Below are 14,349 nucleotides of genomic sequence, written 5' to 3'. Positions count from 1 at the left end.
ATTCCTTTCTCATTGCAGCCTTATAACCACTTCTTCTTTAGGTAGTGGTCGCACCATTTTTAAATCTTTAGTGGCGATCCTTGTCACTCGACTGTGTTCTGACTTAGATTGCTCTTCCAGCAACAAGTTGCGCCATTCAATATCTAAACGATCACGTTCTTGTAATAGCTGATCTAATTGCGAGGTCTGTTTTCGGGTCGCATAGCTGGTATACACCACACTCATCGCATTGCCGACTACAATTAGCGTCAGCAATAATATCCACTTGTGCTGCCAAATATCGGCTAACACAATGCGGGATAAATTGATTGATGACGGTGCCAATATAACCTCAGTAATTAATAATCAAGTCGCTGCGCAACGCGCAACACCGAGCTTCTTGCTCGTGGGTTTTGTTCAATTTCGACATCAGAAGGCTTCATCGCCTTACCAATGGCTTTTAACTTTTTAGATTTATTAATTTCAGCTTCAGTGATGGGCAAGCCATGAGGTACGCTTTCACCTTGGCTATGGCGACGAATAAAGCGCTTCACCATACGATCTTCTAATGAATGGAAACTGATCACCGATAAACGCCCTTCTGGGGCCAGTACCGACACAGCACCTTCAAGGGCTTGATCAATTTGCTCTAATTCACTATTGATATAAATTCTAATCGCCTGGAACACCCGCGTTGCAGGATGCTTATTACGCTCTTTATTTTTAGTAATTCGGGCAATAAGGTCAGCTAAATCTTTGGTTCTTAAAAAGGGTTTTTCATCTCGATCAGCAGCAATACAGCGAGCGATGTGACGCGAGTTTTTCTCTTCGCCATAGGTTTTAAATACCCAAGCCATATCTTCAATTTCAGCTCTCGCTAACCACTGAGCGGCCGTTTGACCCTGGCTGTTATCCATACGCATATCCAATGGACCATCACGTAAAAAACTAAAACCACGCTCAGCATCATCTAATTGCGGTGAAGACACACCTAAATCCAATAACACGCCATTGATTTTGCCTTTCAAACCTAACTTAGTAACGTATTCGGCCAACTGACCAAAGCCACCATGCACAATTTGAAAGCGAGGATCATCGGCGAACTGTTTAGCCGCTTCAATGGCTTGCGGATCTCTATCGATGGCAATCAAGCGGCCGTTTTCACCGAGCTGACTCAGCACATGCCTTGAATGACCACCACGACCAAAGGTGCCATCAATATAGATGCCATCCGCTTGGATATTTAAACCATCAACGGTTTCTTGTAGCAGTACAGATAAATGGGCAAATTCTTGGCTCATCAGACTCTTCTTAATTAATTATTTATAATGAAAAATTAGCTAATCTTTCATGGCTAGTGAGATCTTCTGCTTGAATTAGCTGATGACTTTCGTCCATCTGCAACTGCCAAGCGGCTTCATCCCACAACTCAAACTTATTCAGCAAACCCACCAGCATGGTTTTCTTTTGCAGGCTGGCAAATTGTCTTAATGCGGGGGGAACGAGCGCACGACCATTACCATCTAACTCACATTCATGAGCGTGGCCTAATAATCTTCGTTTCATGGATCGTTCAATGTGATTGGTGTCTGACAGCTGCATTAGTTTTGCTTCTATCAGTTCCCATTCATGGATTGGATAAATCAATAAACAAGCTGATTGGATATCAACGGTGATGACGACAATGCCACTGTGCTCAACACGCAAGGATTCTCGGTATCGCATTGGTATTGCGATCCGTCCTTTTGCATCCATATTTATCGCACTGGCGCCCCGAAACACGATCATTAATCCCTATGATTTGTTATTAAAATTCCCACAAAAATCCACAATTCCCCACAACCCTTAAGTTTAGGGACACAACACAAGTATTGTCAAGGGATGAGAAGATTAATTAAATCCAGTTCTGAAGCGGGTTCGCAGCAAATTTGATTTAATTTGTTCTAGGTGGAGGAAAGTGGATTTTATGGGGCTAAATGAACGAAACCATACACATAACAACGACTCTATCGAGTAAAATGTGACTAAAATGTGCTAAAAATTGACCATTATCATCTTAAAATGACAATGCCCACTGTATCAAAGTTATATCTTGTATAATAAATATTCGCTCACGATGTGAGAAAAACCAGTTCAACAAATTTTATTGCTGCCTTGCGCTTTTAAACCTAAGCAAATTCCAAACTTTTAATATTGCCTTTACGCTAAAACATCCTCAAACAAGGATGACTGCTGGCGTCATATATTCAAACCAATAGCCGCTCAATTTACAATCAAAACGGCCGATAACAAGATATACTGAATACAGCCTTGAAGGAGGTAATAATGAACCTAGATATTCTCTATGCTGTGACTGCCAGACCGCCAAGGCAGGTTACCACGCCTAAAAAAGAGGTGAAAAAAGTCACTGACTCAGCTGTTATCAGTGCTGATAGCCATGAAGCGCCGCAAGCACAATTGCCACCAGCACCATTAACCAGAAAACAGCAGGCCCAAGCTAGCACCAGCGCTGACGCAAAGCAGGCCACTAGTGACAATACCAACTTCACACATATTGATATTGAAATTTAATCGTTTACCAGTGATTTAAAAATGCCCTTTAGCCGATGGTTTTCCTCACCGCCTTTTTCCATCCGCGATACAAATCCTGACGACAGCTATCATCCATTGCTGGTGAAAAATGCTTATCAGCCACGGCAATGTTTTGTAACTCTTCTGTAGACTGCCAAAAGTTAACCGCAAGACCTGCTAAAAAGGCTGCTCCCATGGCTGTGGTTTCAGTCACTTGCGGACGGATCACATCAACATTGCTGATGTCGGCTTGGAACTGCATTAAAAACTCATTCGCCACAGCGCCACCATCAACGCGGATTTGTTTAAGTTCGACCCCTGAGTCTTGTATCATTGCCTCGAGTAAATCCTTGCTTTGATATGCAATGGCTTCTAACGCTGCGCGAATAATATGGCTACGATTAACCCCGCGGCTAAGTCCGACAATCGCGCCTCTGGCATCCGCTTCCCAATACGGAGCGCCCAAGCCGACAAAGGCTGGTACTAAATATACCCCATTGGTGTCGTCCACTTTATTGGCAAAGTATTCAGTGTCATGAGCATCTTGGATCAAGCCCATTTCGTCCCGCAGCCATTGGATCACCGCGCCGCCCATAAATACTGCCCCTTCAAGGGCATAGTTAACCTTTAAATCAGCGCCTATAGCAATGGTGGTTAATAGGCCATGATCCGATACCACTGCCTTATCACCGGTGTTCATCAGTAAAAAACAGCCTGTGCCATAGGTATTTTTGGCCATTCCAGGTTCAAAACATAATTGACCAAATAATGCCGATTGCTGATCCCCTGCCATACCCGCCACGGTAATATCGCCACCGACAATGCTGGTTGAACCGTAGACCGCACAAGAGGGTTTCACTTCAGGTAACATCGAAGCCGGAATACCAAAGGCCGTTAATAACTTGTCATCCCACTGCTGCTGATGGATGTTAAACAACATGGTCCGTGAGGCGTTGGTGGGTTCAGTAACATGTACTTTGCCTTTTGTGAGCTTCCACACCAGCCAGGTATCTATGGTGCCAAATAACAACTCACCGGCCTCGGCCTTTTCTCTTGCACCTTCAACATTATCTAGAATCCACTTGATTTTTGAGGCGGAAAAGTACGGGTCGAGCACCAAGCCTGTGGCGGATTTAATATAAGCTTCATAACCATCGGCTTTGAGTTGCTGGCATATACTTTGGCTGCGACGACACTGCCACACAATGGCGTTATAAATCGGCTTGCCGGTTTTTTTATCCCACACTACGGTGGTTTCACGTTGGTTGGTGATGCCCATAGCGGCAACATCATCACCGCTAATACCTGCTCGAGATAGCACTTCAATCAATGATGAACTTTGAGATGACCAAATCTCCATTGGATCATGCTCGACCCAACCGGCCTGAGGATAAATCTGGGTAAACTCACGCTGCGCTACCGCAACCATGTTGGCTTTATGGTCAAATACAATGGCACGAGAGCTGGTTGTGCCTTGATCTAATGCAATAATGTATTTCTTAGCTTGCATATCACTATCTCATATTATTTATTTTAGTTTGTTCACATAAACTGAAAGTAGTGAATCAACTACCCGTTTATTTATGTGATTTATCATGCTTTACATTGCAATGCTTGTGCTGTCATCACAGTTATAAGGGTTTATTCTACCTAGACATGCTATGTCACTTTGGGGTAAAGCCAGTAAGCACCTAATAACTTAGCATATGACGATGGCTTTACTTCATACTTTGGCTTGTCAAATATAGCTGGCGTATCGATATTAGTCTTATGATTTTCAAATAACAAAAAGCCCCGCAATTGCGAGGCTTTAAATGTATTAATAATACTGTCGACTACATTTTGTAGCTAAACTGCACACCTGCTAACCACACATCGGCTTCAACATCACCGCTGTAGTTCACAGACGCTAAACCTAATAAGTCTTGAGTCTCATCAATTGGTGCATCACCAATGCCTTTGATGTAAGTGATGGCAAAATCAACCGTAAGGTTTTTACTGGCTTGATAACCCGCACCGGCACTAAACCATAAACGATCTGAATCTGGGATTGTTGTTGAACGGTATTCGTCTTGCGCAGCACCTTGATCTAGTGCCATACCGCCACGAACTAACCACTTGTCATTGAGCTGGTAAGTGGTACCTAGTGCAAAGCGCCAGTTATCTTTGAAGTTTTCTTCTTTAACTAAATCAGACTCCAATGGTAAACCCGTTGTTGAGTCAATTGGCTTAGTTTCGCCAGGGAAGTATGCTACCAACTCATCAAAAACACTCCACTGAGTCCAATTAACGCTGGCGTGCATGGCCCAGTTTTCAGTTAATTGGTGATGAGATGCAAGCTCTGCAAAAGCAGGGATCTCAATAGGTAAGTAACCTTCAATACTAACATTTTGACCACCGTCATAAAGTAGCCCAGACGCATGGCCGTCCAGTTCTAGCTCTACCCCACTGTGATAAGCAAAACCTAAACGGTGCTTGTCATTAATCTGCCAGCTAGAACCAATTTTCCAACCGATGGCGATATCATCACCTTCCATGTATTTAAGACTTGTGCCAGCAGCCGGAAGCATAGGTGCTAAATCAGGCAACTGAGCTTTAATACCATCAATCCAACCTGGCATTGATGCGCCAACATTACCTTCACCGTAAACAATACGCAGACCCGCACCAATGCTAACCGCATCATTGATTTTATAGCCAATGTTTGGGTTAAATTCTACGGTGGTGATTGCAGTATCATCACCAAATATCGCTGCTGAATGAGTTGCATCCAATTCTGTCGCTAAGCCGTAATTTGAATGAAAAGCCAGGCCCCAAGTCCAGTTATCGTTTAACTGATTCGAGTAATAAAAATTTGGGATAAGCGCATCACCGGCAAAATCGATGGCGTTGCTTGGGATAACAATTGGATCAGCCCCTAATAAAGGCGATGAAATACTGGTTTCACCCAGCACATCAACATTAGGCATAATATAAATAGCACCTGCAGACAATTGGCGACCTTCAAGGTAAGTCAACATGGCAGGGTTTTTAGTTTGGGCGCCAGCATTATCCGCCATCGCAGCTTCACCAGCAAAAGCACGGCCTAAACCTGTAGAAGAATATTCAGCTAATTGAAAGCCTGCTGCACTTACTTGAGTCGTTGCCCCTAACAGCATGGCGCTTACTGCCACGGTTAATAATTTCTTTTTCATCATTTGTCCCCGGGTATGCAAATTTATTATTTGCTTAATCTCTTACATCATTAGAGCAATAGCTCAATTTGAAATCGGGGCAAGTGTACTGATGCAGAATATATTTACAACTAAATGCCTAAAAACAGAAGAAATAACTACCTTTTCGGTGTTTGCAATATTTTTAAGTGATAAGGATCACACACCAAGCGAGAAAAAAGCGTCAATTACACTAATTCATTCGCTGAAGCATATTAAAAATAGTTAACCAAAATATTTTTAATATTGATATTCAATAACTTACTAAAGAATATACAACTCACAAACCTGCGCTGAATTTTATAGTTTTTTTAACTACCGATATAAACCGCCAAATCTTATGAATAAATAAACCAATAAATACAATGTGATATATAGTAAATTATTGTTGAGACACATAAAAAAGCCTTCTAGGGTTAGCTAGAAGGCTTTATTTAATACCACGTTGGTACAAGTGTAAGCTTAAATGTTAATCGCCAATGTTGAACTTACAATTGACTCGTCACTCTTACATCAGCCACGCCAAGCAGGAATATTGGCTTCATAGTCGCTAATTGCCGCAGCAAATTCCAGCGTTAAGCCGATGGCATCTAAACCATTAAGCAGCTTGTGCCTTGCTGACTCTGCCAATGAAAAGCTAAATGTACTGCCTTGTGGTGACGTTACAGTAAGAGCTTGCAAATCAACACTGATTTCAGCTCCTTCTTGAGCATCAACTTCAGCCATTAATTGGCTCACTTCCGCTGCGGTTAACTTCACAGGTAATAAGCCATTGTTAATGGAGTTACCGTAAAAAATATCTGCAAAACTTGGCGCGATAATCACCCGTAGCCCAAAGTCAGCTAATGCCCACGGTGCATGTTCTCGACTTGATCCACAGCCAAAGTTTTCTTGTGCTAGCAATATAGACGCGCCTTTATAACGCGGTAAGTTAAGTGAAAAAGTCGGGTTAGGCTGCTCGCCCGCGTCATCTAAATAACGCCAATCATGAAATAAGTGCACCCCAAAACCATCACGAGTGACTTTTGATAAAAATTGCTTCGGGATAATTTGGTCGGTATCAATATTTGCGCTATCTATTGCAACCGCTAAGCCCGTATGTGCTGTAAAAGCTTGCATCTGTTTCTCCTAGTGGGTTGGCAATTAATAAGGCTTACGGATATCAACAAAGTGACCGGCAATGGCGGCAGCTGCTGCCATAGCTGGGCTCACTAAGTGAGTTCGACTGCCACGCCCTTGGCGACCTTCAAAGTTACGATTACTGGTAGATGCACAGCGATCGCCAGCCTCTAAACGGTCATCGTTCATTGCCAGGCACATTGAGCAACCAGGCAAGCGCCATTCAAACCCTGCCTCTAGGAATATTTTATCTAAACCTTCCGCTTCTGCTTGCAGTTTCACCTGTCCAGAACCCGGTACCACAATAGCGGTGACGCCTTCGGCCACTTTACGGTTTTTAGCATGATGGGCTGCGGCACGTAAATCCTCAATACGGGAGTTAGTACATGAGCCAATAAAGACTTTATTAACCGCAATATCCACCATATTGGTGCCAGAAGTCAGGCCGATATACTCAAGCGCTTTTTCCATGCTGTCACGCACAGTTGCATTGGGCTCAGACTCAGGGTTAGGCACTTGTGCATCAATAGATACCACTTGGCCTGGATTAGTGCCCCAAGTTAACTGCGGCGCGATTTCTGCAGCTTCAAGTACCACTTCGGCATCAAATACTGCATCAGCATCCGTTTTAAGTGCGGTCCAATCTGCAACTGCTTGCGTCCAAGCATCAGCTTTAGGGGCAAATTCACGACCTTCAAGATAATCAAAAGTAGTTTGATCAGGTGCGACCATGCCAGCTTTGGCGCCCATTTCAATGGCCATATTACATAAGGTCATGCGCCCTTCCATTGATAAAGCTTCAATGGCTTCGCCGCAAAACTCAACCACGTAACCGGTACCGCCATCCATACCCAAACGGCCAATGATAGCCAATACAATATCTTTAGCCGTAATGCCCTCAGCCACATGACCACGGACTTCAATTTTCATGGTTTTAGCTTTTAACTGACGTAACGTCTGGGTGGCTAACACATGCTCAACTTCAGAGGTGCCAATACCAAATGCTAATGCGCCAAAAGCGCCGTGGGTTGCTGTATGTGAATCACCACAAACAATCACAGTACCGGGCAAGGTAATACCAAGCTCTGGCCCCATGACATGGACTATGCCTTGATTTGGATGATGGATGTCATATAGCTTCACGCCAAATTCTTTACAATTTTGCGCTAGGGTTTCCACCTGAATACGCGCCATTGGGCTCATGGCATCAAGGCTAGCACTTAAGGTCGAAATATTATGATCCATAGTGGCAAAGGTTTTTTCAGGGGCGCGTAATTTACGACCCGCTGTTTTTAAACCACTAAAAGCCTGTGGTGATGTCACTTCATGAACCAAGTGACGGTCAACATAAACAATCGGCGCTTCTGAGTCAGGTGATGCGACAATATGGGCATCCCATACTTTCTCATATAAGGTTTTTGCTGCCATTAGACACCTTCCTTAATAGCATTAGCGATATAGTCACCCATTTCACTGGTTGATTTTGCATTATGACGCTCATCGCTACTTAATAGCTCACCAGTTAAATAGCCAGCTGATAAGGCTTTACCTACTGCGCGTTCTATCGCACTCGCGGCATCTTCAAGTTTTAAGCTATGACGTAGTAATAAGGCTGCAGATAGAATTTGCGCCACAGGGTTAGCAATGCCTTGACCTGCGATATCAGGTGCACTACCACCAGCAGGTTCATACATACCAAAACCGCTGCTGTTAAGGCTTGCTGAAGATAATAGCCCCATTGAGCCGGTTAACATGGCAATTTCGTCTGACACTATGTCACCAAATAGGTTCGAACACAGCATCACATCAAATTCATTTGGGCGACGTAATAATTGCATGGTGGCATTGTCGATGTAGATATGTTCAAGCTCCACATCAGGGTAGTCTTTAGCCACTTCTTCAACCACTTCACGCCATAACACTGAACAGGCTAATACGTTAGCTTTATCTACTGAGGTGACTTTTTTGCGGCGACCTTGAGCAGACTGAAACGCAATTCGGGCAATACGCTCTATTTCACGACGGCTATAGCGCATGGTATCGAAGGCTTCTTCATCCAGGCCTTCGCCTTGACGACCTTTTGGCTTACCAAAGTAAATGCCACCCGTTAATTCACGCACACATAACACATCAAAGCCACGTGAAGAGATATCACTTCGCAATGGTGACATATGTTCAAGCCCTGCGTGTAATTTTGCCGGACGTAAATTACAAAACAGTTCAAAGTGACCACGTAGCGGTAATAATGCGCCACGCTCTGGCTGATCATTGGGGGCTAAGTTTTCCCACTTAGGCCCGCCAACACTGCCGAATAAAATGGCATCTGAGGCTTCACAGCCTTTTAAGGTTGCATCAGGCAGCGGGCAACCATGGTTATCAATGGCAATACCACCCACATCGTACTCAGCATATTCAATGTCCAGCGCAAATCGGGCTTCAACTTCATTAAGCACTTTACGTGCCTCAGCCATGACTTCTGGCCCAATACCATCTCCGGCCAATACAGCTATTTGATAACTCATACTCCACCTAACTCCCTTTCTTTATGAATCTGTTGTTTAAAATCAGCCACTTTATCGGCGCGATAGGTTAAGTTCATGACATGAACTAACGCTTGAGCCGATGACTCGACAACATCTGTTGCCAAGCCGACACCATGGAATGTTTGCTGATTGTATTCAGCTGTAATATCCACTTGGCCTAAGGCGTTTTGCCCTTCGCCTTTAGCGCTTAATTTGTAATTAGTAATATTGATGCTGCGACCAGTTGCACGGGCAATAGCATTGTATGCTGCATCGACTGGGCCATTACCGGTTGCCGCTTCGGTTATTTCTTTGTCATCAACCACTATACGCACCGTGGCAGTGGCTACACCTTCAGTTGAATCTGAGTGCACCATTAAATGTTGCAGTGAGTACTTATCATCATCTTGAGATTGCGCTTCGATAAACACTAAGGCTTCAAGATCATAATCAAATACCTGGCCTTTTTTATCTGCCAATTTCAAAAACTGATCGTAAAGACTGTCCATATCATAATCGGTTTCTTTATAGCCCATTTCTTCCATGCGGTGCTTAATCACGTGGCGACCTGAGCGCGAAGTCATATTCAAGTTATTACGATTAAGGCCAATGCTTTCAGGCGTCATGATCTCATAGGTATTTTTAGCTTTTAGCATGCCATCTTGGTGAATACCCGATGAATGCGAAAATGCATTAGTCCCCACTACCGCTTTATTAGCCTGAATCGGCATATTACATAGCTGGCTTACAAGGGATGAAGTGCGGTGAATTTCTTTGGCATTAATGTTGTTTTCAAGCCCGAGTAAATTCTTGCGGGTTGCCAAAATCATCGCTATTTCTTCTAATGAACAATTACCAGCGCGCTCACCAATACCATTAACCGTACATTCAATCTGGCGAGCACCATGCTCAACAGCAGTAATTGAGTTCGCTACCGATAAACCTAAATCATCATGACAATGCACCGAAATCACCGCTTGATCGATATTCGGCACTCGGTTAAATAAGGTTTGAATAATGCCGCCAAACTCACTTGGGACGGTGTAACCCACGGTATCTGGGATATTAATGGTTCTAGCACCCGCTTTAATAGCTTCTTCTACCATACGGCAAAGGTTATCAATGGGGGTACGCCCAGCATCTTCACAAGAGAACTCAACATCGTCAGTAAAGCGGCGGGCATATTTAACCGCACTCACTGCCATTTCTAATACGTCATCAAATGAACGCTTTAATTTGCTTTCAACGTGAATGGTTGAGGTTGAAATAAAGGTATGAATTCGAAACTGATCAGCAACAGATAATGCTTGCGCTGCGGCATCGATATCTTTTTCTAATGCACGAGATAAGGCACACACTCGGCTATTTTTAATGGTTTTTGCAATGGTTTGCACTGACTGAAAATCACCAGGCGATGACACAGGAAAGCCCACTTCCATAACATCAACACCTAAACGCTCAAGAGCCAATGCAATTTGCAGCTTTTCTTTAACCGTTAAACTGGCTGCTAACGCCTGCTCGCCGTCTCTTAATGTGGTATCAAATATTATGACTCTATCGGACATCTTTTTCTCCATCGAACCTGGTTATTCACGTTAAAGTTTGTTCGCTTTGCTAATGGATTTGAGTGCTTTGCTCATTTAGTTCATTAGACTTTTTTGTTTGTTATATAAATCAATCAGAGGCAGAAACAAAAAACCCCGCGGCTATTAGCGCGGGGTTTGTGAATACTAGTAAACTTATTTAGCTTGTAACACAAAGGACTCCGCGCAAATATTGCGTAAGAGAAGAAGGAGACCCAGTAAAATGTTACCACTATAAATATTCATTTTATTTAACTAATTATTCTGCGATTAATTTATCTATACCCACTTTTTATCCTGACCAGCTGGCTGTGTCAACCCCAATTTATTCATCTTTTGTGCAACACTGCAGCTTAAAAGCCTGATTTACTCATCGCTTTTAAGCACAAATAAATCCCCACATGCCCGTACACTGCTGTTTACACGTAATTTATCGTTTATTTTTGACTTTATTAATATGCAAAAAAATGGATTTGAAATTTCTAATATTAATCTGTTTAAAGGAAGGCTTTAGTTATATCTAAGCACAAAGAAGCTTAGCTCTTTACGAGGCTAAGCGAGGAAGATAAACCATGACATGCTTGTTTTAAAATGCAAACAGACTAGAGCAATCAAAGCCATCAAATGATTAGGTAGGAGTGTTTATAAGGAACTAGAACCAGCATTAGCGGCTAAGTAGTCACCGCCAATGCTGCAGATAAGCAGGTTAAGCTAAAGCAATTAACATAGCCTTGAAGGCGAGTGAGTTAATTCTCAATCAAATACTGACTAATTTCATCAAGAAAATCACCGCCGAAGCGACTTAGCTTTCGCTCACCGACACCATTTACTGCCAGCATTTCACCGGCACTGGTGGGCACCATCGCCGCCATTTCCGCTAAGGTGGCATCATTGAACACCAAGTATGGTGGCACATCATGTTTTTCAGCCAGTTCACGGCGCAGTAGCTTGAGCCTGGCAAACAATTTACGATCATATTGCTGCGGTGCACGTGATGAACTGGTGCGGCGCTTAGTAGTCACTAATTGAATGCGAGGTTCAGCTAGCTGTAAGCTGGCTTCCCCGCGTAATATTGGTCGTGCTGATTCATTTAGCTTTACTGAAGAGCCGCGAGTAATATCTTGGCTCGCTAAACCTAAATGAATAAGTTGCCTAATCACACTGAGCCAATATTCATGACTGTGATCTTTACCAATGCCCCAAGTGGACAGCTTGTTATGGCCGCGATCCATCACGTTGGCGGCTTTTGAGCCCCGCAGTACATCAATGACTTGGTTAACACCGAAATATTGATTGAGTCTAAAAATGCACGACAGCACTTTTTTGGCATCTTCGCTGCCATCATAACGCTTAGGAGGGTCGAGACAAATATCACAGTTACCACAAGGTTTTGAGCCACTTTCATCAAAGTAATGCAGTAATACTTGTCGACGGCAGGTTTGCGCTTCAGCAAAGGCTGCCATGGTATTCATTTTATGTAATTCAACGTCTTGCTGTGGGCCAGGTTCTGATTGCTCAATCAAGTGCTTAACGCGGCCTATATCGGCAGGATCAAACAACATATAAGCTTCGGCATCTAAACCATCACGGCCGGCACGGCCTGTTTCTTGATAATAAGACTCTACACTTTTGGGGATATCGTAATGCACCACAAAGCGGACGTTGGATTTGTTAATCCCCATACCAAATGCCACAGTGGCGACCACAATATCGATTTTGTCTTTTAAAAACTTATCTTGAATCGCGCCACGCTCTTCTTGGGTCATCCCCGCATGATACGCCGCTGCACTAAAGCCTTGCAGTTTTAAGCGATCGGCAACTTCATCGACTCGCCTACGGCTACTACAATAAATGATGCCATTACTGCCCTTTTGCAATTGTAAAAACTGTTTGAGCTGATTAGCTGCATTAAGTTTTTCAACCACGGTATAGCGAATATTGGGACGGTCAAAACTGGAGAGTAAACAAAAAGGACTGATTTGAAGGCGCTGACAAATACTTTCACGGGTGGCCTGATCGGCCGTCGCGGTTAACGCCATCAGTGGCACATACGGGAACAACTGTTTCAGTTGGCCAAGGGCGGCATATTCAGGTCTAAAATCATGACCCCATTGACTAATACAGTGAGCCTCATCAATGGCAAACAGTGAGATTTGTAACTCATGCATCCGCTCGATAAAGTCAGGCCGCAGCAAACGCTCTGGTGATACATAAAGCAGTTTAATTTCGCCTTTGTGTAAGCGTTTTAAAATCTCAACGGTTTCATCGCGGGGTAAAGAGGAATTCAAATATGCGGCGGCAACACCTGACTGAGTCAAGCTATCAACTTGATCTTTCATTAACGAAATCAGCGGCGAGACCACAATGGTTAATCCCGGGAGGATCAATGCTGGCAACTGATAACACATACTCTTACCGCCACCGGTTGGCATAATCACTAGGGTATCTTGGCCACTTAAGGTCTGCTCAATGATCTCACGCTGACCTTCGCGAAAGTCACGATAACCAAAGATTTGCTGTAATTGCTGTCCAAGCACATCTTCCACAACTGGGGTTGCTGAGACAATCGCTTGCGCTGGAACTTGAGACTCGACTGGGCTAGAAATAAGATTATCCATTAATAGGGCTTGAGATCAGATGCAGCATTTTAAAGCACTGAGGCGAAGATGTCTGCACACAAACCGCAACAGCTCAAATATGCAGCATTGATTTTACCAAAGGGATTAGGCTAGATTAAATGCTCTACAATAATAACGATAGAAATTAGGCTGCATATGACTACGGATGTCCAACTACAAGCATTAAAGCAAGTCGCTGAAATATTTGACCAACATGTGCCATTTCATAATTTACTCGGCTTAGAGATAAAGCGCTATGACGAAAATGGTGTCGAAGTGGTGATAAAAATGAAGCCTGAGCTTATTGGTAATATTCATCAAAATATTTTACACGGCGGAGTGACGGCAACCTTGCTCGATGTAGTTGGCGGGCTGACCTGTTTTGCCGGCTTAGTATCAAGCAGAGACGACTGGACCTTGGAGCAATTACAACAACGTCTAACCACCTTAGGCACTATTGATATGCGGGTTGATTTTTTGCGCCCTGGACGTGGAGAAATATTTACTGGCACTGGTTGCGTCATTCGTTCAGGCAATCGGGTGTCAGTCTGTCGCATGGAATTACATAACGAACAAGGTACCCATATCGCCTTCGGTACTGGGACCTATATGGTGGGTTAACTCATTAGGACTAAATCCATAAAAAACGAACATAAACATAAACTTAAAACATCTTAGCTTGCCGCTTTATACCAACTGCGATAATGCTGAGGCTAATTAGTGGATCTTATTGAAAAATGATCCA

12 protein-coding genes are annotated in these 14,349 nt (G+C 43.5%); 2 read left to right on the top strand and 10 right to left on the bottom strand.

Annotated elements, in window-relative coordinates:
- Window positions 1–9 precede the first annotated feature (9 nt).
- The 3 genes from ftsL to mraZ are packed head-to-tail and all read right to left on the bottom strand — an operon-like array spanning window position 10 to window position 1,761.
- Entirely contained in the window at window positions 10–324 is a 315-nt protein-coding gene (gene ftsL / locus Q4557_RS10260) for a cell division protein FtsL (RefSeq protein WP_102440210.1), read from the bottom strand.
- Between the two features lie 14 nt (window positions 325–338).
- A complete protein-coding gene (gene rsmH, locus Q4557_RS10255) occupies window positions 339–1,280 on the bottom strand; it encodes a 16S rRNA (cytosine(1402)-N(4))-methyltransferase RsmH (protein ID WP_303412502.1) in 942 nt (313 codons plus the stop codon).
- Window positions 1,281–1,302: 22 nt separating this feature from the next.
- Complete coding sequence (mraZ, locus tag Q4557_RS10250; RefSeq protein WP_102440224.1) at window positions 1,303–1,761, bottom strand: division/cell wall cluster transcriptional repressor MraZ; 459 nt, start codon at window positions 1,759–1,761, stop codon at window positions 1,303–1,305.
- A 543-nt stretch (window positions 1,762–2,304) separates the two neighbouring features.
- Between mraZ and Q4557_RS10245 the strand changes: the two genes are divergently transcribed.
- Entirely contained in the window at window positions 2,305–2,550 is a 246-nt protein-coding gene (locus tag Q4557_RS10245; protein ID WP_303412500.1) for a hypothetical protein, read from the top strand.
- A 28-nt stretch (window positions 2,551–2,578) separates the two neighbouring features.
- Here Q4557_RS10245 and glpK read toward each other — a convergent pair whose 3' ends face one another.
- The 7 genes from glpK to recQ form a co-directional block, all read right to left on the bottom strand.
- A complete protein-coding gene (gene glpK, locus Q4557_RS10240; protein WP_102440207.1) occupies window positions 2,579–4,060 on the bottom strand; it encodes a glycerol kinase GlpK in 1,482 nt (493 codons plus the stop codon).
- 325 nt (window positions 4,061–4,385) lie between these two features.
- On the bottom strand, window positions 4,386–5,744 hold the full coding sequence (locus tag Q4557_RS10235; protein WP_102440206.1) for an outer membrane protein transport protein: 1,359 nt from the start codon (window positions 5,742–5,744) through the stop codon (window positions 4,386–4,388).
- A gap of 531 nt (window positions 5,745–6,275) precedes the next feature.
- Complete coding sequence (gene leuD / locus Q4557_RS10230; RefSeq protein ID WP_102440205.1) at window positions 6,276–6,881, bottom strand: 3-isopropylmalate dehydratase small subunit; 606 nt, start codon at window positions 6,879–6,881, stop codon at window positions 6,276–6,278.
- Between the two features lie 24 nt (window positions 6,882–6,905).
- Window positions 6,906–8,309, bottom strand: coding sequence for a 3-isopropylmalate dehydratase large subunit (leuC, locus tag Q4557_RS10225; protein WP_102476554.1), 1,404 nt, complete (start codon window positions 8,307–8,309; stop codon window positions 6,906–6,908).
- Window positions 8,309–9,403: a 3-isopropylmalate dehydrogenase gene (leuB, locus tag Q4557_RS10220; RefSeq protein ID WP_102440203.1), complete on the bottom strand. Its 1,095-nt coding sequence runs from the start codon at window positions 9,401–9,403 to the stop codon at window positions 8,309–8,311. Before leuB ends, leuC begins: the two co-directional genes overlap by 1 nt.
- Window positions 9,400–10,968, bottom strand: coding sequence for a 2-isopropylmalate synthase (leuA, locus tag Q4557_RS10215; RefSeq protein WP_102440202.1), 1,569 nt, complete (start codon window positions 10,966–10,968; stop codon window positions 9,400–9,402). Before leuA ends, leuB begins: the two co-directional genes overlap by 4 nt.
- A gap of 764 nt (window positions 10,969–11,732) precedes the next feature.
- Window positions 11,733–13,604, bottom strand: a complete 1,872-nt coding sequence (gene recQ / locus Q4557_RS10210) for a DNA helicase RecQ (RefSeq protein WP_102440201.1) — start codon at window positions 13,602–13,604, stop codon at window positions 11,733–11,735.
- A gap of 156 nt (window positions 13,605–13,760) precedes the next feature.
- On the opposite strand from recQ, the gene Q4557_RS10205 reads away from it, so the two are divergent.
- Window positions 13,761–14,225 carry a thioesterase family protein gene (locus Q4557_RS10205; RefSeq protein WP_102440200.1) on the top strand — a complete coding sequence of 155 codons (465 nt, stop codon included), beginning with the start codon at window positions 13,761–13,763 and terminating at the stop codon, window positions 14,223–14,225.
- Window positions 14,226–14,349: the final 124 nt, after the last annotated feature.

The organism is Shewanella sp. 5_MG-2023, assembly GCF_030547465.1.
Lineage (GTDB): Bacteria > Pseudomonadota > Gammaproteobacteria > Enterobacterales > Shewanellaceae > Shewanella.
Note: the sequence above shows the minus strand (reverse complement) of the source record. Positions and strands in the feature narration are given on the sequence as shown.